Annotated in this window: 19 protein-coding genes and 1 pseudogene; 8 read left to right on the forward strand and 12 right to left on the reverse strand. The window is 66.7% G+C overall.

Going from position 1 to position 20,380, the window contains the following annotated elements:
- Nucleotides 1-85 precede the first annotated feature (85 nt).
- Nucleotides 86-943, forward strand: a complete 858-nt coding sequence (locus ACE3P6_RS18620) for a DMT family transporter (protein WP_374397936.1) — start codon at nt 86-88, stop codon at nt 941-943.
- Nucleotides 944-1,012: 69 nt separating this feature from the next.
- On the opposite strand, the gene ACE3P6_RS18625 is transcribed toward ACE3P6_RS18620, so the two are convergent.
- From ACE3P6_RS18625 to hisS, 5 genes are all read right to left on the reverse strand, one after another.
- Nucleotides 1,013-1,222: a molybdopterin-binding protein gene (locus ACE3P6_RS18625; protein ID WP_374397937.1), complete on the reverse strand. Its 210-nt coding sequence runs from the start codon at nt 1,220-1,222 to the stop codon at nt 1,013-1,015.
- Nucleotides 1,223-1,240: 18 nt separating this feature from the next.
- Entirely contained in the window at nt 1,241-1,753 is a 513-nt protein-coding gene (locus ACE3P6_RS18630) for a DUF2478 domain-containing protein (RefSeq protein WP_374397938.1), read from the reverse strand.
- A gap of 116 nt (nt 1,754-1,869) precedes the next feature.
- Entirely contained in the window at nt 1,870-2,568 is a 699-nt protein-coding gene (gene hisG / locus ACE3P6_RS18635) for an ATP phosphoribosyltransferase (RefSeq protein WP_374397939.1), read from the reverse strand.
- Nucleotides 2,565-3,662, reverse strand: coding sequence for an ATP phosphoribosyltransferase regulatory subunit (locus ACE3P6_RS18640; protein ID WP_374397940.1), 1,098 nt, complete (start codon nt 3,660-3,662; stop codon nt 2,565-2,567). The genes hisG and ACE3P6_RS18640 overlap by 4 nt, the downstream gene beginning before the upstream one ends.
- Nucleotides 3,663-3,849: 187 nt before the next feature.
- Nucleotides 3,850-5,322 carry a histidine--tRNA ligase gene (hisS, locus tag ACE3P6_RS18645; protein ID WP_374397941.1) on the reverse strand — a complete coding sequence of 491 codons (1,473 nt, stop codon included), beginning with the start codon at nt 5,320-5,322 and terminating at the stop codon, nt 3,850-3,852.
- A gap of 69 nt (nt 5,323-5,391) precedes the next feature.
- Here hisS and ACE3P6_RS18650 point away from each other — a divergent pair, with 69 nt between their 5' ends.
- Nucleotides 5,392-5,589 carry a SlyX family protein gene (locus tag ACE3P6_RS18650; RefSeq protein ID WP_374397942.1) on the forward strand — a complete coding sequence of 66 codons (198 nt, stop codon included), beginning with the start codon at nt 5,392-5,394 and terminating at the stop codon, nt 5,587-5,589.
- 130 nt (nt 5,590-5,719) lie between these two features.
- Here the strand turns inward: ACE3P6_RS18650 and ACE3P6_RS18655 are convergent, their stop codons facing one another.
- On the reverse strand, nt 5,720-6,820 hold the full coding sequence (locus ACE3P6_RS18655; protein WP_374397943.1) for a P1 family peptidase: 1,101 nt from the start codon (nt 6,818-6,820) through the stop codon (nt 5,720-5,722).
- Nucleotides 6,821-6,923: 103 nt separating this feature from the next.
- Here ACE3P6_RS18655 and ACE3P6_RS18660 point away from each other — a divergent pair, with 103 nt between their 5' ends.
- Genes ACE3P6_RS18660 through ACE3P6_RS18680 form a run of 5 tightly spaced genes read left to right on the forward strand, consistent with a single transcriptional unit; the run spans nt 6,924 to nt 12,817 of the window.
- Nucleotides 6,924-8,429: an ABC transporter substrate-binding protein gene (locus tag ACE3P6_RS18660; protein ID WP_374397944.1), complete on the forward strand. Its 1,506-nt coding sequence runs from the start codon at nt 6,924-6,926 to the stop codon at nt 8,427-8,429.
- 53 nt (nt 8,430-8,482) lie between these two features.
- Entirely contained in the window at nt 8,483-9,421 is a 939-nt protein-coding gene (locus ACE3P6_RS18665; protein ID WP_374397945.1) for an ABC transporter permease, read from the forward strand.
- A complete protein-coding gene (locus ACE3P6_RS18670; protein ID WP_374397946.1) occupies nt 9,418-10,272 on the forward strand; it encodes an ABC transporter permease in 855 nt (284 codons plus the stop codon). The genes ACE3P6_RS18665 and ACE3P6_RS18670 overlap by 4 nt, the downstream gene beginning before the upstream one ends.
- Nucleotides 10,269-11,879 (forward strand): ABC transporter ATP-binding protein, encoded by a 1,611-nt coding sequence (locus ACE3P6_RS18675; RefSeq protein ID WP_374397947.1) that lies wholly within the window; start codon nt 10,269-10,271, stop codon nt 11,877-11,879. The genes ACE3P6_RS18670 and ACE3P6_RS18675 overlap by 4 nt, the downstream gene beginning before the upstream one ends.
- 5 nt (nt 11,880-11,884) lie before the next feature.
- Nucleotides 11,885-12,817: a MurR/RpiR family transcriptional regulator gene (locus tag ACE3P6_RS18680; RefSeq protein WP_374397948.1), complete on the forward strand. Its 933-nt coding sequence runs from the start codon at nt 11,885-11,887 to the stop codon at nt 12,815-12,817.
- Between the two features lie 79 nt (nt 12,818-12,896).
- Here ACE3P6_RS18680 and ACE3P6_RS18685 read toward each other — a convergent pair whose 3' ends face one another.
- Nucleotides 12,897-13,676, reverse strand: a complete 780-nt coding sequence (locus ACE3P6_RS18685) for a pyrroline-5-carboxylate reductase family protein (RefSeq protein WP_374397949.1) — start codon at nt 13,674-13,676, stop codon at nt 12,897-12,899.
- Nucleotides 13,677-13,877: 201 nt separating this feature from the next.
- On the opposite strand from ACE3P6_RS18685, the pseudogene ACE3P6_RS18690 reads away from it, so the two are divergent.
- A pseudogene (locus ACE3P6_RS18690) lies at nt 13,878-14,874 on the forward strand (FAD-dependent oxidoreductase); the annotation flags it as partial.
- Nucleotides 14,875-15,224: 350 nt separating this feature from the next.
- On the opposite strand, the gene ACE3P6_RS18695 reads toward ACE3P6_RS18690, so the two are convergent.
- The 5 genes from ACE3P6_RS18695 to ACE3P6_RS18715 form a co-directional block, all read right to left on the reverse strand.
- Nucleotides 15,225-16,025, reverse strand: a complete 801-nt coding sequence (locus ACE3P6_RS18695; protein ID WP_374397950.1) for an ATP-binding cassette domain-containing protein — start codon at nt 16,023-16,025, stop codon at nt 15,225-15,227.
- The gene (locus tag ACE3P6_RS18700; RefSeq protein WP_374397951.1) at nt 16,018-16,887 is read right to left on the reverse strand and encodes an ABC transporter ATP-binding protein; all 870 of its coding nucleotides are present in this window, start codon (nt 16,885-16,887) and stop codon (nt 16,018-16,020) included. The genes ACE3P6_RS18695 and ACE3P6_RS18700 overlap by 8 nt, the downstream gene beginning before the upstream one ends.
- Nucleotides 16,884-17,750, reverse strand: a complete 867-nt coding sequence (locus ACE3P6_RS18705) for an ABC transporter permease (RefSeq protein WP_374397952.1) — start codon at nt 17,748-17,750, stop codon at nt 16,884-16,886. The genes ACE3P6_RS18700 and ACE3P6_RS18705 overlap by 4 nt, the downstream gene beginning before the upstream one ends.
- The gene (locus ACE3P6_RS18710; protein WP_374397953.1) at nt 17,743-18,753 is read right to left on the reverse strand and encodes an ABC transporter permease; all 1,011 of its coding nucleotides are present in this window, start codon (nt 18,751-18,753) and stop codon (nt 17,743-17,745) included. The genes ACE3P6_RS18705 and ACE3P6_RS18710 overlap by 8 nt, the downstream gene beginning before the upstream one ends.
- Before the next feature lie 101 nt (nt 18,754-18,854).
- Nucleotides 18,855-20,378, reverse strand: a complete 1,524-nt coding sequence (locus ACE3P6_RS18715; RefSeq protein ID WP_374397954.1) for an ABC transporter substrate-binding protein — start codon at nt 20,376-20,378, stop codon at nt 18,855-18,857.
- Between the last annotated feature and the right edge of the window lie 2 nt (nt 20,379-20,380).

A 20,380-nucleotide genomic window follows, 5' to 3' on the forward strand; every position in this document is an offset into this window, starting at 1 on the left:
CCCCCCCCCCCCCCCCCCCCCCCCTCCGACGCATCGACCCGCGCCACCCTCTGGCCCCCGCGCCGAAAACCGGCCATGAAGCGCCATGTCCCGCCCGCTCCTCCTCGCCGCGCCCGTCGTCTTCCTGCTCCTGTGGTCCGCGGGCTTCGCCATCGCCAAGATCGGCCTTCAGCACGCCGGACCCTTCACCCTGCTGGCGCTGCGCTACGTCATCGCGGTCCTCGTCCTTCTCCCGTTGGTCCCGCTCCTGAAACCCGCCTTCCCGAACAGCCGCGCCGCCTGGCATATCGCCGTCACCGGCTTCTTCATCCAGGTCGCCTATTTCGGCCTCTGCTACATCGCCTTCAAATCCGGCGTCTCGGCGGGAGGCGTCGCCATCATCGTCTGCCTGCAACCGATCCTCGTCAGCCTGATCGCCCCCTCACTGGTCGGCGAAAGCGTCAGCCGCCTGCGCTGGATCGGCCTCGCCCTCGGCCTGACCGGAGCCATCACCGTGATCCTCGCCCGATCAGGTGTCGCGCATGAGCCGCCGCTCGGCGTCCTTTGCGCAGTGGGCGGGCTGATCGGGATGACCGCCGCCACGCTCTATGAAAAGCGCTACGGCACCACCACCCACCCCGTCCCCGCCAACCTGATCCAGTATGCCGTGGGCGCCGCCTTCACCCTGCCCCTCGCGCTCGCGACCGAGGGGATGCAGGCCGACTGGACGCCCCAGCTTTTCGCCGTCCTCGCCTACCTGGTGATCGGCAATTCGCTGGTGGCGATCACCCTCCTCCTCGCGATGATCCGCGCCGGAGAGGTCGCCCGCGTCTCGGCGCTGTTCTACCTGGTCCCGCCGCTTTCGGCGCTCTTCGCCTGGCCGCTGCTGGGCGAGGCGATGCCACCCCTCGCCTGGGCCGGAATGGCACTGGCCGGGATCGGGGTTACCCTGGCGCGAAAGTAACGCAGGGAGGAGCAAAGCGTCTGGTTGGATACCGCTTGTCGCGACTGTGGGTGCGGATCGGCCAAGGCCTCAGTCATCGACCCCGATCATCACGTCCGAGGCTTTGATCACCGCGGCGGCGGGCTCGCCCACGGCCAGCCCCAGTTCCTTCACCGCATCGTTGGTGATGGAGGCAGTGACGATGGCACCACCGATGTCGATCCGGACATGGCTGGTCACTGCGCCGGTGACGATTTCCACCACCTTGCCGCGCAACACGTTCCGGGCACTGAGTTTCATGCTGTCTCTCCGTTCTCTTCAGGCGACCTGCGCACGGCAGGCTGCGCGCAGCCAGTCCATCACCCGGTCGGCATCGGCCGCCAGCGGCTGCGCAGTGCCGCCTGCGAAGGCCAGGAACGCCTCCCGCCATTCCGGCGAAACGCCAACCAGCACCGGCAGGCCCGCCCCGCAGGCGCGACCGATAACCTCGACCAGCCCCCGCCCTGCGGCCTCCTGCTTGCCGAACTTGTTGACCACCAGTGCCTGCGCTCCTGCAAGACGATCCTGGACCACGAGCACCGCTTCCTCCAGCGCCCCCGCATCCAGCCGACAGCCGGTCGCGCCGGGGCCGAGGTCCATGCTGATGCTGCGGATCGGGCCGTCGGGCAACAGGTTCAGCACGATTTCGCATTTCTGCTGCGGCGTGTCACGACCGACCGGCTGCACCGTCCCGGCCAGCCGGATACCTTCACGCGCCGCACGAACAGCCACGTCCGAGAGGATGCGATTGGTCAACTGGTCCTGCTCGGAACTGACGTATCGGATGTTCATATGCGCCCCGCCCGCAGCCCCCTCACGCCGAGGGGTGATATGTATGATGGAACATATCACCGCCCGTGTTCAAGTGGGATGGATGTCGCGGTCAGGTCAACTGCAAGAGGCTGCGATCAGAAAGGGGTGCCAGAGACCCCCAGCCTTTCCGCAAGCGACCTGTAGGCCGCAAGGTCCTCCGCCGACCACTCCGCCATGCGCGACGCCCAAAGCACCGCCTGGCTGGAATGGATCAGCCCGTCCGACAGGATGCGCAGGTGGTTCGCCCGCAGCGTCTCGCCGGAGCTGGTGATGTCCGCAATCGCCTCCGCCGTCCCGTTCAGCACCGTGCCCTCGGTCGCGCCCTGGCTGTCGACCAGTTGGTAGTCCGCCACCCCCTGCGCCTGCAGGAAATCCCGCACCAGACGGTGATACTTGGTCGCGATCCGCAGCCGGTGCCCATGCGCCTTGCGGAACGAAGCCGCCGCCGCATCCAGGTCGTCGACCGTTTCGACGTCGATCCAGACATTCGGCACCGCGATCACCAGGTCGGCATGGCCGAAACCCAGTTTCGCCACCTCGGCCACCTCGTCGACGCCCAGCTGTTCCCGCACCAGGTCGGACCCAGTGACGCCCAGATGGACCCGCCCCGCCGCCAGCTCGCGCGGGATCTCTCCCGCCGACAGCAGCACCGGCACCACCCCTTCGACACCTTCGACGACGCCCGAATACTCCCGGTCCGACCCCGCCCGCCGCATGACCACGCCCCGCGCGCCGAACCAGTCGAAGCAGTCCTGCATCAGCCGCCCCTTCGACGGCACGCCCACCCGGATCATGTCACCGCCCCCTTCAGCCGCGCGACCAGGCCGGGCCGGATCACCCCGCCCACCGCCGGGATGAAGGCCCCGGCACCAAGCACCGCCGTCAGCGCGTCATACCTGCCGCCCGAGGCGACCGGAGGCATCCCGTCCTTCAGGAAGCTGAAGACGAAGCCATCGTAATATTCCAGCGCCGTCCGCCCGTGGCTAGCCTCGAAGGCCAGGGTCGCCACATCGACACCCCGCGCCGCCAGCGCCTCCAGCCGCGCCGCGAAACGGTCCACTGCCGGGGTGATCGCAGGCAACATCGGGGCGATCCCGCGCAGGTGGCTCAGCGCATGACCCGCCGGGGCCTCCAGGCTGAGCAGGTCATACAGCAGCGCCGCCTCGGTCGCCTTGATCGGTGGCGTTTCGGCATCGGCGACCAGCGCCTCGGCCCGCGCCGCGATTTCCTCGGCCGAGCGGAGGCCCACGAAAGCCCCAGCCTCCTCGATCAATTGCGCGGGCGATCCCGCCTTCAGCCGTTCCAGCAGGGCCACCCGCCCCGCCGGAACCGGGGCCCGCCCGGCGAAGCGGTCCAGCAGCGCCTTGAACCGCACAGGCCGCCAGACGTGCCGCAGCAAAGCCGCCTTGCGCCGCTCGGTCGTCTCCAGCCCCCGGACGGCGGCCATGAGGATGCCGATGTCGCCGGTGACGGGCCGCAGGTCCAGGCCGCTCAGCAGGTCGCGGAAAAGCGCGAAGACCTCGGCATCCGCCGCTTCGGGTGAGGTTCGGTCGAAGACCTCATACCCCACCTGCAGATATTCCGACGCCCGACCCGACCCGCGCGCCTGCTTGCGAAACACCTCGCCCAGATAGGCGTAGCGCGCAGGCTCCGCCCCATGCGCCATATGCGCCTGGACCACCGGAACGGTGAAATCCGGCCGCAGCATCATCTCGCCCTTGACGGGATCGTCGGTGACATAGGCCCGCGCGCGGATGTCCTCGCCGTAAAGGTCCAGCAGAGTGCCCGCCGGCTGCAGGATATCTGCCTCGACCGGCACCGCGCCTGCCTGCACCAGTGCCGCCAGCAGCCGTTCGCCTTCCACCCGGATTGCCGCCTTGGGGGTCATGCCGGGCACCTCGGGTCCGTCCCCCCACCCTCGCCCTCCCCACGGGGGGGAGGGAAGCGCGAGGCTTCGACCGCAGGTCCAAGAGGTCCGGTGCCACCGCCCGGCATCCCGCGTTCCGCCCGGACACCAGGCGCCTCCCCTCCCCCTCCGTGGGGAGGGGCCGGGGGTGGGGGGACCGCCACCAGGATCATTGCCCCAGCATCCGCTTCACCGCCGCCACGAGGTCGCCACGAGGCACCTCAACCTGCGCCGGACGGTCCTTCCACTCCTCCAGCGTCGCGCTCTCGGCAATCTTCGCGCCCAGGATCAGGTCCTTCAGGACGACCGTTCCCGCCTCGGCCTCGTTCCCGCCCTGGATCACCGCCACCGGCGACGCCCTCTTGTCGGCATATTTGAGTTGGTTGCCGAAGTTCTTCGGGTTTCCCAGATAAACCTCGGCCCGGATGCCCGCCTGCCGCAGTTCGCCCACCATCGCCATGTAATCCGCCATCCGGTCGCGATCCATCACCGTCACGACGACCGGCCCCGCCGTGTCGCTGCCCACGCGCCCCTTGGCCCGCAGCGCGGCAAGCAGCCGGTCCACCCCGATGGAGACCCCCGTCGCCGGCACGTCCTGCCCGGTGAACCGCTTGACCAGCCCGTCATACCGCCCGCCCCCGGCGACCGAGCCGAACTGGCGCTTGCGGCCCTTCTCATCCAGGATCTCGAAGGTCAGCTCCGCCTCGTAGACCGGCCCGGTATAGTAGCCGAGGCCGCGGACCACGCCGGGGTCGAGCACGATCCGGTCCGGCCCATACCCCTGCGCTTCCAGCAGCGCGGCGATGCCTTCCAGTTCCGACACCCCCTCGGCCCCGATCACCGAGGCCCCCACCAGATCCCGCAGCCGGGCCACCGTCTCGGCGCCGGTGTCCCGCTTGGCGGTGGTGAAACCCATCACGACCTCGGCCTGTTCCGGCGAGAGACCCGCGCCCTTGGTGAAATCCCCGCTCTCGTCCTTGCGACCCTCGCCCAGCAGCGCCCGCACCCCCTCCGGCCCCAGCCGGTCGATCTTGTCGATGGCACGCAGGACGATGCCGCGTTCGGCTTCCTTTCCGTCTCCGGCCAGCCCCGCGACCTCCATCACCCCGTTCAGGACCTTCCGGTTGTTCACCTTCACCAGGTAGTCGCCCCTCGGGATGCCGACCTCTTCCAGGCAGTCGGCCAGCATCGCGCAGATTTCGGCATCCGCCGCGACCGAGGCGGAGCCGACCGTATCCGCGTCGCACTGGTAGAACTGCCGGAACCGCCCCGGGCCCGGCTTCTCGTTCCGCCAGACCGGGCCCATCGCGTACCGCCGGTAGGGGGAGGGAAGGTCGTTGCGGTACTGGGCGGCGACCCTCGCGAGGGGGGCAGTGAGGTCGTATCTCAGGGCCAGCCAGTCGGCGTCCTCGTCCTGCCAGGCGAAGACGCCCTCGTTGGGGCGGTCGACGTCGGGGAGGAACTTGCCGAGAGCCTCGACCGTCTCGACCGCCGAGGTCTCCAGCGGGTCGAACCCGTAGCGGTGGTAGACCCCCGCGATGCGGTCGAGCATGGCTTTCCGTTCGGTGACCTCGGCCCCGAAGTAGTCGCGGAATCCCTTCGGGGTCTCGGCGCGGGGGCGGCGGGGGGGCTTGTCGGCCATGACGGGACCTTCGCTTTTGATCGCCGCCCGTGTATCGGATGGGGGGAGAGGCGGCAAGCGGGGGTGGGGATGGAGCGGACCGATCTGGAAGAGAAGCTGGCCCACCTGATCCGGGCGGTGGAGGACCTGTCGGACGTGGTGGCCCGGCAGTCCGGGGAGATCGCGGGGCTGGAGCGGCGGGTTCGCCTCCTCATGGAGCGGGCGGCGGAGGAGGAGGCCCTGCGGGGGGAGGCCCCGGAAGCGAACGTCCGCCCGCCGCACTGGTGAGATGTGTCCACGGTGGACAGATTTTTCGAGTCAATGAAATCAATGACTTGGTCGCGGACATTTACCAAATCTTAGAAGATGGCTGCCATTCAGGAATGGCGTCTCATCCATTTGAAACTGAAGCGCATCGTTACCCTTTCCCGGCATTCAAACGCTTGGCTGACTTCACAGCCTCCAACAGGAGGTCCGGCCGCAGCGCCGCGCAGGTCTTGCCGGCGGGCTTAAGCGTTTCAAAGTCTTCTCCGGCGAGCATGGCGTTGATGACGGCTTCCTCGGTCGCCTCGACCGCCGCCATATAGTAGGGGTCGAAATCATTGTCGCTGAGGAACTCGAACGACATTTTACCGGTCTCCATCTCGGCCCGCGGGATCGGGTTGGCCGTCGAAAAGGCAAGGAAGATATCGCCCGAGTTGTTGCCGCCGGGCGTGCCGTTGCGGCCGATGCCGATGGCGGCGCGGCGGGCCATGCGCTGGATCTGATGTGGCATCATCGGCGCGTCGGTGGCGACGACCACGATGATCGAGCCGCGCTCGCGCTCGAAGAGCAGGTTGTCGCGCAGATGCGGGCCGACATGGGTGCCGAAGACGGTCAGCCAGTCGCGGATGCCGTGGTTGGCCTGCACCAGAACGCCCACGGTATGTTCGCCGACCTTGCGCGATGAAGTGCCGGTGCCGCCCTTGTATTCATAGCAGATCATCCCGGTGCCACCGCCGACCGCACCTTCGGGAACCGGGCCGGTCCTGGCGCCGTCGAGTGCGGCGCGCACATGGTCTTCCTTCAGATGGCGGCCGTTGATGTCGTTCAGGCAGCCGTCATAGGTTTCGGCCACCACCGGCAGGGCCCAGAAATGCTCGGTTTTCACCTCGGGGTAATGGTCGATCATCCAGCCGGTCGCAGCGTGATGTGCCATGCCGACCGACTGGGTGTTGGTGATCAGCACCGGGCCGTAGAAGTAACCGCCGTCCTTGATCCAGTGCGAGCCCGTCATCTCGCCATTTCCGTTCAGCGCGTAGATGCCGGCCCAGACCGGGACAAGCCGGTCATCATGGCCACGCGGCAGGATCGCAGTGACCCCGGTGCGCACCGGCCCCTTGCCGGGAACCAGCGGGCCGTCGCCCTCGATAAGCGTGGTAACCCCGACCTCGACGCCCGGAACATCGGTGATCGCGTTCCAGCGTCCGGGTGTTCCCGGAACATCCAGACCAAGATCCCGTGCGCGCTGCTTTGCCATTTTCGTCCTCCGTGACTGTGTGCAGAATGCTATGGATTTTTATCACAGATGGAAGCATGATATTTTACCAACATTTATCGGGGCTGCGAGAGGGAGAAGTCGAATGAGATCATGGAAGCATCTTTTGCTTGCTGCAGCGGCAGTTACGCTGCTTGCGGGCAATCCGGCGACGGCAGAGAAGATCCGAATCGGGTCGCCCTACCAGACCACAACGCTGGACCCGATGCGGTCGGCCAACGCCGGCAGCATCGAGACTTTCGGCCAGCTCTACTCGCGCCTGCTGCGAATCGATGAGACCGGCGCTCTGGCTCCGGGTCTTGCCGAAAGCTGGGAGATCAGCGAGGACGGCACCGTCATCACGCTGAAGCTGCGCGATGCCAAGTTCTCGAATGGCGAACCGATCACCGCCGACGACGTGGTGTTCTCGCTCTTGCGGGTGCGCGACACGCCGGAATCGGCCTATCCCGCCCCGATGCAGTCGCTGGACAAGGCCGAGGCGGTGGACGCCAAGACCGTGAAGCTGACGCTGAAGCACACTTTCGCGCCCTTCCTTGGCAACCTCGAGGTCTTCAATGCCGGTATCGTGTCGAAGAAGGATGTCGAGGCCCGGGGCGACAAGGCCTTTGTCGAGAACGTGGTCACCTCAGGCCCCTACATGGTGGAAAAATGGGTGCCGAACGACCGTCTGATCCTGGCGCCGAACCCGAACTACTGGCGCGAGGGCTTTCCGAAGAATGACGGCGCCGAGCTGATCGAGATCGCCGGGTCGAACACCCGCGTGTCGATGATGCTGTCGGGCGAACTGGATGCCGCGCGCGAGATTCCCTGGTCGCAGGTGGCCGAGGTGAAGGCGAACGAGAACCTCGAGATGCCGCTTGAGCCATCCACCCAGATCTATGTGGCGCTGCTGAACGAGGCCCGCCCTCCCTTCGACAACGTCAAGGCGCGCCAGGCGGCGGCGATGGCAATGGATACCGCCGCGATGGCCCAGGCCGTGACCTTCGGCAATGCGGCGCCGGCCAACAGCACGCTGCCGAATGCGCTGAAGTTCTATGACCCTACCCTTAAGGTGAACGGATTTGACCTTGCGGCCGCGCAGGCCGCGATGGCGGAGGCGGGCTATGACGGCCGCGAGATCACCATCCTGATCACCGACGAGCCGGAGCGCGAGCAGCAGGCCGTGCTGATGCAGGCGCTGTGGGCTCAGATCGGGATCAAGGCCAAGATCGAGAAGACCGATGCCGGCACCTTCTGGACCCGCCTGACCGAGGGCGACTACGATGCGACGCCGACCTGGTGGTACAACGAAACCACCGACCCCGACCTTGCCGTTCGCTGGGCGGTCTGCGGAAGCTGCGGCAACAAGGCCTACTATACCGGCTACAACAATCCCGAAGTCGACAAGATGGTCGAAGCCGGGGCGGCGGAAATGGACGAAGCCAAGCGCGCCCAGATCTATGCCGACATCCAGCGCATCACAACGACCGAGGTGGCAAACATCCCGCTGTACTATCCGCCCTTCGCCAACGCCTACAGCAAGGGCATAACCGGGCTGCGGATGACTCCGGCGCTGCAATGGACGCTGGAAAGCACCGAACGCGTGAAGTGAACCTTGGCGGGGCGGCCGGTGCCGCCCCGACGTCCTGACCAACGGGGATACGCATGAATCTTGCCGATTTCATTGGCCGCAGGCTTCTGCAGACGGTGCCGGTCCTGATCGGGATCAGCCTGGTCAGCTTTCTGCTGATCATCCTGATCCCGGGTGATCCGGCGCGTCTGGTCCTGGGTGCACGCGCGACAGAGGACGCGGTGGCGGCCCTTCGCCATGACTGGGGGCTCGACCGGCCGATGCTGGCTCAATACGCCTCTTACATCGGCAACATCCTGACTGGCGACCTTGGCGACAGCATGAAGTTCCGCGTGCCAGTCCTGGACCTGATCCTGCAATACCTGCCGCGCACGCTGTTCCTGATCGGCTATGTCCTTGTTCTCACCCTGCCAGCGACAGTCGCAATGGCCGTCGTGGCCGCGCAGAACGAAGGCCGCTGGCCCGACCAGCTGATCCGCTTCGTCTCGGTCCTGGGGATGACGATTCCGGTGTTCTGGCTGGCGGTCCTGTTCGCCCGCTTCTTCGGCATCACGCTGGGATGGTTCCCGGTGTCCGGCTATGGTGAGGGCTTCGCCGACCACCTGCACCACCTGTTCCTGCCCGCCGTCTCGACCGCGCTGTGGCTGGCGCCCTTGCTGACCCGCAACCTGCGCACCGCCCTGATCGAGCAGATGGAGGCGGACTATGTCGCCGCCAGCCGGGCCAAGGGCCTGCCCGAGGGCTATATCTTCCGCCGCCATATCCTGGCGAACTCGATCCTGCCCACGCTGAACCTGCTGGGCGTGATGATCGCCTTCATGATCGGGGGCTCGGTCGTGGTCGAGATGGTCTATGCCGTGCCGGGCCTTGGCGCGCTGATGATCGGATCGGTGCTCGGCCGCGACTATTTCGTCATCCAGGGGCTGACGCTGGTCTATGCGCTGGCCACCGTTCTGGTGACGCTGATCATCGACCTTCTCACCAACATCATCGACCCGAGGACTGCGGAATGAGCGATATTCAGGCCAGCCTGGCAGTTCATGCCCCCCGCCGCCGCTTGAAGGCGGGTTCGCTCGAGGCCGGGATCGGGATGGCCATCATCCTCGGCTGGCTCCTTCTCGCGCTCGGCGCATCTCTCGTCGCGCCCTATGATCCGAACGGGCTTGACCTGGCCGCCGTCCTGGCGGCGCCTGGCGAGCCGCATTGGTTCGGCACCGACAATCTGGGCCGCGACGTGCTGTCACGGGTGCTCCACGGCGCGCGGATCGACATCTGGGTGGGCTTTGTCGGCGTTGTCATCCCGCTTGTCATCGGGGTCGGCGTCGGGCTGATCTCGGGCTATTTCGGCGGGCTGACCGACACGGTGCTGATGCGCCTTGTCGATGTCACCGTGGCCTTCCCGTTCTTCATCCTGGTCATCGCCATCGTCGGTGTGCTGGGGCCGGGGCTGGCGAACTACTTCGTGGCGCTCGCGCTGGTGTCCTGGGTCGCCTATGCGCGGCTGGTGCGCGCCGAGGTTCTGGTGGTCCGGCGGCTGGAATATGTGCAGGCCGCCCGAGCGCTTGGCTTTTCCGATGCGGTGATCGTGCTACGCCATGTGCTGCCGAACGTGCTAGGCTCGATCACCATCTATGCCTGGACCGATGCGGTCATGGTCATTCTGGCCGGCGCCTCGCTGGGCTTTCTGGGCCTTGGCGCGCAGCCGCCGACCGCCGAATGGGGCGTGATGATCGCCGATGGCCAACCCTACATCGTGCAGGCCTGGTGGATCTGCTTCTTTCCCGGCTTCGCGATGGTGACGCTGAGCCTTGGCTTCATTCTGGTCAGTGACGGGCTGGCCCGCCGGTTGAGGGTTTCGTCATGACGCTTGTTTCGGTCCAGAACCTTTCGGTCGCCTTTCCCGGCGACAATGGCCCGGTCCATGCCGTGCGCAACGTCAGCTTTGATCTGAAGCCGGGCGAGATTCTGGGCATCGTCGGCGAAAGCGGTTCCGGCAAGTCGGTGACGTGCCGCGCCCTGTTGGGGCTCTTGCCCAAGCGGGCGATCCTTGGCGGGCAGATTCTCTATGACGGCAAGGATCTGGCGCAGCCGCAGGCGTTGCAACAGGTGCGCGGGAGGGAAATCTCCATGATTTTCCAGAACCCGGCCTCGCATCTCGACCCCTTGATGACCATTGGCGATCATGTGGCCGAACCCCTGCGCTTTCACTTTGGCCTGACGGCGGCCGAGGCCCGGCGCGAGGCGCTTGGCCTGCTGGAAGCGGTGCATATCCGCGATGCCGAGGCGCGGATGAAGGCCTATCCGCACCAATTGTCGGGAGGGATGAAGCAGCGGGTGCTGATCGCTTCGGCGCTGGCCTGCCGCCCGCGGCTGCTGTTGGCGGACGAGCCGACGACGGCGCTGGACGTGACGGTGCAGGCCGGTATTCTGGAGCTTCTGCGCGAGGTGAACCGCAAACGCGGGCTGACCTTGGCGCTGGTGTCGCATGATCTGGGCGTGATCGCGGAAATCTGCGACCGGGTGATCGTGATGCGGAACGGCGCAATCGTCGAGGAAGGCCCGATCCGCGAGGTCGCCCGCAACCCCCAGCACGACTACACGCGCCTGCTGATCGGCTCGCAACCCGGTCGTTTGCCGCAGATGGCCGAACCGCGCGAGGCGCCCGTCGGCCTTCTGGAGTTGCGCGACCTTCAGGTCCATTTTCCGACCCGCAGCGGGCTGGGGGGCAAGACCGCGCAACCGATCCGCGCCGTGGACGGCATCTCGCTGGCGGTGCGCGATGGCGAATGCTTCGGCATCGTGGGCGAAAGCGGCTCGGGCAAATCCACGGTCGCCCGCGCCATCATTGGGCTGAACAAGGGCACTGGGGGCGAGATCCGGTTCGACGGCAAGTCGGTGAGCGGGTTGGCAGGCGAGGCGCTGACCCGCTTTCGCCGCGCGGTGCAGATGGTGTTCCAAAGCCCGTTCGACAGCCTGAATCCCCGAATGACGGTGCAGCGCACCATTGCCGAGCCGATCTGGCGGCATGGCCTGGCCCCACGCAGCGACGCGATGGCGAAGGCGCTGGAGCTGATGGACATGGTGGAACTGCCGCGCAGCTTTGCCGCCCGCAGACCGGGCCAGCTTTCGGGCGGCCAGTGCCAGCGCGTCGGCATCGCCCGCGCCCTGGCGCTGTCGCCGCGCGTGCTGATCGCCGACGAAGTGACCTCGGCGCTGGACGTGACCATCCAGGCCCAGATCCTGCGGCTGTTGACCCGGCTGCGGAAGGAACGGAACCTGACCATCCTCTACATCAGCCACGATCTGACCGTGGTGAAGAAGTTCTGCGACCGGGTCGCGGTGTTCCGGCATGGCAAGCTGGTGGAATCCGGGGCAACCGCCGACCTGTTCGCGACACCGCAAACCGATTATACCCGGGAACTGATCGCCGCCGCACCCGACCTGGATGCGGCGATCGCGAAAGGGGCGTGACGGGCATGGCTGAGGGGACGCGCAGCGGGCAAGTGGCACTGTTTCAGGCCCTCGACGAGAACGAAGCGAGCATGACCCCTTCGGAACGTGCCATTGCCGCTTGGATGCGCGAGAATATCAGGGCGGTGCCCTACAATACCGGCGCGCAAATGGCGGCGGCGATCGGCGTCAGCGAGATGACGCTGATCCGTTTTCTCCGCAGCCTTGGCTATACCAACTTGCGCGACATGAAGGACCAGTTGCGCCCGTCCCTGGCGATGGACACTGCACCGCTTGACGATGTCGCCGTGCGCTTTACCAGCCGTTCGTCAGATATCGGCAGTTTGGCCAAAAGCCTTGAGATGGAGCTGGCTTCGGTGCATCGCGCCTACGAACTGGCCACCACCCCGGCCTGGGACAGGATCGTGACGCTTCTGGCCAAAACACCCCTGATTCACGTGGTCGGGTTTCAAGCGACGCAGGGGGTTGCGCTCGATTTCGCCAGCCGCATGAAATACGTCCGTGGTGGCATTCGCGCTGCCCACGGTTCGGCCGGAGTCTTCGCCGAAGTGCTGGAAGGCGATCCCTCCACCACGCTGATCTTCATCATCGACACCGCCGCCTATGCCCGCAAGGGCGTGCTTCTGGCGCGAAAGGCGGCTGAGCTTGGCATTCCGTTGGTCATCATGACAGACCGGTACAGCCATTGGGCGCGAGAGTTTACCGAACATGTCATCGAGTTGAACACCCAGGCCGGAACCTACTGGGATTCAGCCGCTTCGCTGTCGGTGGCGACCAACTTGCTTGTGCATCTTACCGCTGCGCTCCTTGGTGCAAAAGCGTTCGAGAGGTTCGAGATGATGGTGGCCCTGGGCGACCATTTCCAGGAGTTTGATTTGGCAGCCAGCCGCTTTGGAGATGCGGGGCGCAAGCAGGCCCGGCGCGACGGAGATGGGTGAGTTGAATCATTTTGGCGGGCTGCGGGCCGTTGATACATGGGTGAGAAATCCGAGCGGTGACCGTCGGCAATGGGCCGGTTCATCGTTCCTCATGAGAGGTCAAGCAGATCTGCTCGCTGATTGCAGATCCTGGAGAGCCATTCCTTCGCCTTGAGATAGTCTCGGCCAGCATCCGCGCGGCTCCGAGGAAGGTCTGGCGGACCAGCCGGTCGGCAAGGCCGGCAGGCACACCGGAGGCGGTGGCCGCCTGCACCATCTGCTCGGCGAAGGCGAGGACGAAGCCCGGCCCGCAGGAGAAGACCGGAGTCGCGCGTTCGAACTCTTCCTCATCGGCGGCCCGGTCGAAGCGGCCGAGACTCATGCCGACACCGACCATCACGGGCAGGTTCGGCATCACCCGGATGACGCGGGAATGGCCGATGCCTTCGGCCAGCCGCGCCGTCAGCCTGCCGTCCAACTGGCCAAAGATCTGCGGCTTGACGCCGGAAAGCTGGTTGGCGATGGCCTTCAGCACCGACTGGCCCGGCCCCTGCACCCCGATCATCGAGATCGTCCGCATCGTGTCTTCCCACATGTGGAACCAGCCGATCCGCAGCAGCGTCGCGGCACAGGCCGCGACCACCCGCCAGTTGCTACCGGCGATCCAGGCGATGGCGTGGACCAGCCCCAGGATGATCGGCCAGGGGGTTTCGACCATGAAACGCTCGGACTGGACCAGAAAGGTTTTCAGCGACGTGAACAGCCATTCGATGGTGTCGCCGTATGTGCGGGTGAAGGCGCGAAAGCTCTCGTTGATCGCCTTCTTCAGGTTCCGCAGGCTGTCGCCGTTCATATGCGGAAACGTGGTGAGACAATCCATCCTGCTTCCCCCTCCTCGTGGCCGAGATGTCGGAAGTGGTGACGCCAAGATGTCACCCTGCCGGGATCAGAGCGACGCCTTGATCTTTTCGGCGGCCTCGGGCGTGACCCAGGGCGTCCAGACGGCCTCGTTCCCCTTGAGGAACTGGATGGCCCCCTCTTCGCCGGTGGCCCGGTTGTCGGTTACCCCCGCCGACTATGACCGGACCGAGGGATGGAGATTTCGCGCAGGCTGAAGGACAGCGGGCTGGTCGACCTCCTGAACGTCACCAAGGGCCATATTGAGACCGACGCCGGTCTGACCGACAATATACCGATCAAGGGCATGGCCAGCGCGCCCTTCGTGGACCTCGCGGGCGAGGTGCGCGCGGCGACGCGGCTGCCGGTCTTCCACGCGACCCGCATCCAGGATATGGCCACCGCCCGCTATGCCATCGCGGCGGGCAAGGTCGACATGATCGGCATGACCCGCGCCCATATGGCCGATCCGAATATCATGCGGAAAATCCTTGAAAAGCGGGAGCATGGTATCCGCCCCAGCGTGGGGGCGAACTATTGCCTCGACCGCATTTATCAGGGCGGCATGGCGCTCTGCATGCACAACGCCGCCACGGGGCGCGAGGAAACCATGCCCCACACCATCCCTCGCGCCCCGGTGCGCCGCAAGGTGGTAGTGGTGGGCGCCGGTCCCGCCGGGCTGGAAGCGGCCCGCGTGGCGGGCGAGCGCGGGCATGAGGTGGTGCTGATCGAGGCGCAGTAGAAACCCGGCGGCCAGATCCTGCTGACCGCACAAAGCCCGCGCCGCCGCGAGATGATCGGCATCGTCGACTGGCGCGTCGCGCAATGCGAGGCCCTTGGCGTCCGCTTCCGCTACGACACCTGGGCCGAGGCCGAGACGGTGCTGGAAGAGCGACCCGACGTGGTGATCGTCGCCACCGGCGGCCTGCCTCATACCGAGGTGCTGGCCGAAAGCAACGAACTGGTTCACTCCACCTGGGACATGATCGGCGGCGACGTGAAGCCCGGTCAGAACGTGCTGATCTATGACGATGCGGGCGATCACGCCGGGCTGCAGGCCGCCGAGATCATCGCCGCCAGCGGCGCGAAGGTCGAGATCATGACCCGCGATCGCGCCTTCGCTCCCGAGGTGATGACCGATGAACCTGGTGCCCTATATGCGCGCCCTGCAAAAGCACGACGTGTGACTTCCGGGGGGCAGGTCAGGGCCGTGCGGCCTTCCACCTCTGGCGGGTGCAGGGCGCGCATCGCGCGGTGCTGGCGGCGCTGACGGGGCTGGAGCGGCTTGCCCTGTGGCGCGCAAGGGCCGGGGCGGAAACGGCGGACCTGTCGGGCCGGACGCCCGCCCGGCGGATTGCGGCACTGGCGGCGCATCCGATGCTTGGGGCGGCACAGGCCGAAACCGAGGCCGGGGCCAGCCGGGCGGCGGTGCTGCGCAATCTCGACCTGCTGCAGGCCTGCGGCCTGAGGCGCGAGGTCACGGGACAGGGCAGGTTCCGCGTCCGGGCGGCGAAGGTGCGGGCGCGCTGCGTTAGGCCCAGGCCTGGGCGGGATCGGGCAGGGGGATCGCGTCCAGAAGTTCGCGCGTGTAGGCGGCCTGCGGGTCGGCGAAAAGCCCGGCGGTGGGCCGGTCCTCGACGATCTCGCCGCGGTAGAGGACGATGGTCCGCTGGCACAGGCGGCGGATGATCGAAAGATCGTGGCTGATGAAGGCCAGCGTCAGGCCAAGCTCGCGGACAAGGCGTTCCAGCAGGTTCAGCACCTGCGCCTGGGAGGAGACATCGAGGCCAGAGACGATCTCGTCGGCCAGGATGAAATCGGGCTCCAGAGCGATGGCGCGGGCGATGCCGACGCGCTGGCGCTGGCCGCCGGACAGCTCGTGCGGGTAGCGCGTGGCGAAGGCGCGGGCCAGGCCGACCTGGTCCAGTGCCCGGGTCACGCGGTCGGGGATGGCGTCGAAGCCATGCAGGCGCAGGGGTTCCGCGATGATGGTGCCGACGCGGTGGCGCGGGTTGAGGGAGGACATCGGGTCCTGGAAGATCATCTGGAAGCGCCGCCGCAGCGGACGCAGGTCGCGCTCCGGCAGATGGGTGATGTCAGTGCCGTCGAAGCGGATCTGGCCGCCCGAGGGTTCGAGGAGCCGCACCAGCGCCCGGCCCAGCGTCGACTTGCCGGAGCCGGAGCCGCCGACGATCCCCACCACGGCGCCTTTCGGGATGGTGAAGCTCAGCCCATGCAGGATGTCGATCAGCGGCGCCGCGCCCATCAGCGGCTTGGCGGTCATGTCGGAAAGCGACAGGCGCAGGTTCTGGACGGTGTAGAGATCAGCCATGTGCGGCACCCCGGTCGAAGGCGGCGACCTCGGCCTGCACGGCGGCGATGACCGCCTCGGGGACGGGTTGCAGCCCGGCGGAAGGGTCGGTGTATTTCGGCGTCGCGGCGAGAAGGGCAGCGGAATAGGCATGGCGCGGGGCGGCGAAGAAATCGGCGACCGAAGTATCCTCGACCACCATCCCGGCGTAGAGGACCGAGAGTTTCTGGCAGACCTTGGAGACGACACCAAGATCGTGCGTCACGAACAGCAGCGCCGTGCCGTGGCGGGCCTGCATCCCGGCGATCAGTTTCAATATCTGCTTCTGCACCGTCACATCCAGCGCCGTGGTGGGCTCGTCGGCCACGATCAGCTTCGGCTCGGCGGCGAAGGCGCTGGCGATCAGGATGCGCTGGCGCATGCCGCCCGACAGCTCGTGCGGGTAGGAGCGCAGGACGCGGTCGGGGTCGGGGATCTGCACCTCGGCCAGCAGCGCGCGGGCGCGGGCCTCGGCGTCGGCGCGGGTCCAGCCGAGGATGTCGACCAGCCGGTCGGTGATCTGCGGGCCGATCCGGTGGCTGGGGTTCAAGGCCGTCAGCGGGTCCTGCGGGATCAGCGCGGCCATCGCGCCGATGCGTTTCCTGCGCTGCGCGGGTGGCAGCTTCAGCAGGTCCACCCCGTCCAGCAGGATTTCCCCCTCCGTCACCTCGACCGAAGGCGGCAGGATGCCCAAGACCGCCTTGCCGATCATCGACTTGCCCGCGCCGGATTCGCCGACCAGCCCGCGGACCTCTCCCGCCGCTACGTCCAGCGAGACGCGGCGGAGGAGGGGCGGGCCCTTCTTCAGCCGGACGGAGAGATTGCGGATGGACAGGAAGCTCATCGCAGCACCGGGTCGAAGCGGTCCTTCAGGCCTTCGCCAAGCTGGGAGAAGGAGAGGACGGTGAGGAAGAGGGTGATCAGCGGGAAGACCAGCACCCACCAGGCCTGATGGACGGAGGTCCGCCCCTCGGCGATCATGCCGCCCCAGGTGGGATCGTCGGTGGAGATGGAGAGGTTCACGAAACTCAGAATCGCCTCGACGATGACACTGATGCCCATTTCCAGCGTCAGCAGGACCACGATGGTTGGCAGCACGTTCGGCAGGATTTCCCTTACCATCGTCCCCAGCCGCCCCCGCCCGGCGACGCGGGCGGAGGCGACATAGTCCATCGCGCCCTGCGCCATCGCCTCGGCGCGGACGACGCGGGCGAAGCGGGTCCAGTCGATGACGACGATGGCGATGATGATCGACCAGAGGCCGGGGCCGAGGACGGCGATGAGGAGGATCGAGAACAGGACCGGCGGGAAGGCCATCCAGATGTCGATCAGGCGGCTGATCACCATGTCGACCCAGCCGCGCAGGAACCCCGCCATCAGGCCCAGGGTCGCGCCGACGAGGCAGGTGATCGTCCCCGCGACCAGCGCCACGGCCAAGGCCACCCGCGCGCCGTGGATGATGCGGCTGAGGACGTCGCGACCCAAGGAGTCGGTGCCGAGCCAGTAGCCCGGCTCGGCACCCTGCACCCAGAACGGCGGCAGGCGACCGAGGAACAGGTCCTGCGCCAGCGGGTCCTTCGGCGCGATCCAGGGGGCGAGGAGGGCCACGGCGCAGAGGAGCGTCAACCACCCGGCGGACAGCCAGAGCCTGAGGCCCGCGCGGCGGCGGATCAGCGAGCGCCCGTCGATGGGTTTCGCCTCAGCCATGCCGCAGCCTCGGGTTCAGCACGGTGTAAAGGAGGTCGACGATCAGGTTCACGGCGGTGAAGATCACCGCGAACAGGATCACGATGCCCTGGATCAGCGGCAGGTCACGGTTGATCACCGCGTCGATGGCCATGTTGCCGAGGCCTTCGTAGGAGAAGAGCCGCTCGATGATCACCGTCCCGCCGATCAGGAAGGTGAACTGCACCCCCACCAGCGTCAGCGTCGGCAATGCAGCGTTGCGCAAGGCCTCGCGCAGGATGACCCGGCTCTCGCCATAGCCCTTGGTGCGGGCGAGGGTGACGTAGTCGAGGTTCATCGTCTCTTTCAGCGACTGCTTCAACAGCTGCCCGATGATCGCCGCCAGCGGGATCGCCAGGGCCAGCGCGGGCATGAACATATGCGCCACGATGTCGGCCCAGAGGTCGAAGCGGAGGCGGAGCAGGCTTTCGAACAGGTAGAAGTTGGTGGCGAAGGGCAGGTCCAGCGAGGGCGTGACCCGGCCCGAGATGTGGAAGACCGGCACCAGCACCCCGAACAGCAGGATCAGCACCAACCCCCACAGGAAATCCGGCACCGACAGCGCCATGCCGTTCGCCACGTCGATGGCGCCTTCCGTCCGCCCGCCGCGATAGCGGGTTCCGGTCAGCGCGGCGGCCCCACCGAGGAGGCAGGCCATGACCAGCGCCATGATCGACAGCTCCAGCGTCGCGGGCAACCGGCCCAGCACCAGGTCCAAGACCGGCTGGCGCGTGGTGATCGAGGTGCCGAAGTCGCCCTGCACCACGCCCGCAACCCAGATGCCGAACTGGGTGATCAGGGGTTTGTCCAACCCGTAAAGCGCCGAGAGCCGGGCGATGTCCGCCTCGGTCGCGCCGGGGGGCAGCATCATGGCGATGGGATTCCCCGGCACCACACGGATGACGAAGAACACGATCACCGCCACCCCGGCCAGGGTGATGGCGGTGGTCATCAGTCGCAAAAGGAGGATGCGCAGGAACGGCATGGGCACCGGCAGGGGACCTGTGCCCCTTCATTTTCTGTCTTCAAATATCCTGCGGGGGTCCGGGGGGCGCAAAGCCCCCCGGGGGTTCCGCAAGCGCGACCTTACGCCCGCTTCATCAGATGCGGCAACAGCGCGCCGCTGGCATGCGGCGTCACCACTACACCCGGCGCATGCAGGATCGGCTGGACATATTGCAAGAGCGGGATCACCAGCGCGTTTTCGGCGATGTACTTGTCCACCGCCTTCCAGCCTGCGATCCGCTTCGCCTCGTCCGCCTCGCCCCACAGGGGACCGATCATGTCGATCAGGTCCTGCCCATCCCACACGGAATGCGGCGAGGGGCCGAACATCGCGAAGCCGGTCGAGGTGGTCGGGTCGCCCACCGAGTTGCCCCAGTTGTAGAAGGCCGCCGGAGCCAGCTGGTCGGCGGCGCGCAGCTCGTAATGCTTGGCGATCTCGTAGACCTCGATCTCGGCCTCGATCCCCACCTTGCGCCACAACCCGACGATGGCCTGCACCATCTCGTAATCCTTGGGCTTGAAGCCCTTGGTGGTCTGGATCTTGAACTTGACCGGCTTGTCGACCGAATAGCCGGACGCCTCCAGCAGTTTCGCCGCGCCTTCCGGGTCATAGGGCACGGTGATCGAGGGGTCGTAGGCCTCGTATTCCGGGGTCTGCAGCGTGTCGATCTTGACGCCGTAACCCGACAGGAGCCGGTCGATGATCGCCTGCTTGTCGATCGACATGGCGGCGGCCTTGCGGACGTTGGGGTCCAGCATGACGTCGATATCGTTCAGGAAGATCATCCCGATGTCGCTGATCGGCGTGGCAACCCCCGCCAACGGCCCGCCCTTCAGGCGGTCGTATTCCTCATAGGGCATTTCCAGCGTGACGTGGCTGTTGCCGGATTCCACCTCGGCCACCCTTGCGGCGGCGTCGGGGACGAACTTGATCGTCACCGTGTCGAAATCGGGCTTGCCGCCCCAGTAATTCGCGTTCGCCTTCAGCCGGACGAAGGCGTTGCGCTCGAACTTCTCGACCATATAGGGGCCGGTGCCGATGGGGGCGGCCTCGAAGCCTTCGGCGCCGACCTTCTCGTAGTAGGCCTTCGGCAGGACATAGCCGGTGAGGAAATACATCCACTTGAAGATCGTCGGGTCGAACTGCTTCACATCCGCCGTGACGGTGTTCCCGTCGACCACGAAATTCGCCAGCGTGCCCCAGACGAAGTTGATCGGGTTGCCAGTCTCCGGATTAGCGGCGCGTTCCAGCGACCAGGCCACGTCCTCGGCGGTGAAGGGCGAGCCATCGTGCCAGGTGACACCCTCGCGCACCGTCATGTGGACCTTGCTCCGGTCCTCGTTCCAGCCCCATTCGGTCAGCAGGCCGGGCGCGGGTTTCAGGTCGGGCTGTTGCAGGATGAACTGGTCGAAGACCGACTGATACAGGCCCTGGATGGTGGGGTTCACCGCCGAGGGGCCGGTGGTCGGGTCCCAGGACGGCAGGTTGACGTTGTAGGCGATGACCAGCTCGTCGATCCCTTGGGCAAGGCTGGGCAGGCCGAAGCTGCCTGCGGCCACCGTGGCGGCTGACAGCATCAGAAGGCTGCGGCGGTTGAGGTTCATGG

Origin of the sequence: Tabrizicola sp. (genome assembly GCF_041911175.1) — a bacterium.
Classification (GTDB): domain Bacteria; phylum Pseudomonadota; class Alphaproteobacteria; order Rhodobacterales; family Rhodobacteraceae; genus Tabrizicola.

Bases quoted from the DNA above. Each gene is read 5' to 3' on its own strand.
- ACE3P6_RS18640 (WP_374397940.1), bottom strand. From the start codon at position 3,662: ATGACCCCCAAGGCGGCAATCCGGGTGGAAGGCGAACGGCTGCTGGCG.
- ACE3P6_RS18710 (WP_374397953.1), bottom strand. From the start codon at position 18,753: ATGCCGTTCCTGCGCATCCTCCTTTTGCGACTGATGACCACCGCCATC.
- hisS (WP_374397941.1), bottom strand. From the start codon at position 5,322: ATGGCCGACAAGCCCCCCCGCCGCCCCCGCGCCGAGACCCCGAAGGGA.
- ACE3P6_RS18625 (WP_374397937.1), bottom strand. From the start codon at position 1,222: ATGAAACTCAGTGCCCGGAACGTGTTGCGCGGCAAGGTGGTGGAAATC.
- ACE3P6_RS18620 (WP_374397936.1), top strand. From the start codon at position 86: ATGTCCCGCCCGCTCCTCCTCGCCGCGCCCGTCGTCTTCCTGCTCCTG.
- hisG (WP_374397939.1), bottom strand. From the start codon at position 2,568: ATGATCCGGGTGGGCGTGCCGTCGAAGGGGCGGCTGATGCAGGACTGC.
- ACE3P6_RS18715 (WP_374397954.1), bottom strand. From the start codon at position 20,378: ATGAACCTCAACCGCCGCAGCCTTCTGATGCTGTCAGCCGCCACGGTG.
- ACE3P6_RS18630 (WP_374397938.1), bottom strand. From the start codon at position 1,753: ATGAACATCCGATACGTCAGTTCCGAGCAGGACCAGTTGACCAATCGC.
- ACE3P6_RS18705 (WP_374397952.1), bottom strand. From the start codon at position 17,750: ATGGCTGAGGCGAAACCCATCGACGGGCGCTCGCTGATCCGCCGCCGC.
- ACE3P6_RS18650 (WP_374397942.1), top strand. From the start codon at position 5,392: ATGGAGCGGACCGATCTGGAAGAGAAGCTGGCCCACCTGATCCGGGCG.
- ACE3P6_RS18695 (WP_374397950.1), bottom strand. From the start codon at position 16,025: ATGGCTGATCTCTACACCGTCCAGAACCTGCGCCTGTCGCTTTCCGAC.
- ACE3P6_RS18655 (WP_374397943.1), bottom strand. From the start codon at position 6,820: ATGGCAAAGCAGCGCGCACGGGATCTTGGTCTGGATGTTCCGGGAACA.
- ACE3P6_RS18670 (WP_374397946.1), top strand. From the start codon at position 9,418: ATGAGCGATATTCAGGCCAGCCTGGCAGTTCATGCCCCCCGCCGCCGC.
- ACE3P6_RS18675 (WP_374397947.1), top strand. From the start codon at position 10,269: ATGACGCTTGTTTCGGTCCAGAACCTTTCGGTCGCCTTTCCCGGCGAC.
- ACE3P6_RS18660 (WP_374397944.1), top strand. From the start codon at position 6,924: ATGAGATCATGGAAGCATCTTTTGCTTGCTGCAGCGGCAGTTACGCTG.
- ACE3P6_RS18665 (WP_374397945.1), top strand. From the start codon at position 8,483: ATGAATCTTGCCGATTTCATTGGCCGCAGGCTTCTGCAGACGGTGCCG.
- ACE3P6_RS18685 (WP_374397949.1), bottom strand. From the start codon at position 13,676: ATGGATTGTCTCACCACGTTTCCGCATATGAACGGCGACAGCCTGCGG.
- ACE3P6_RS18700 (WP_374397951.1), bottom strand. From the start codon at position 16,887: ATGAGCTTCCTGTCCATCCGCAATCTCTCCGTCCGGCTGAAGAAGGGC.
- ACE3P6_RS18680 (WP_374397948.1), top strand. From the start codon at position 11,885: ATGGCTGAGGGGACGCGCAGCGGGCAAGTGGCACTGTTTCAGGCCCTC.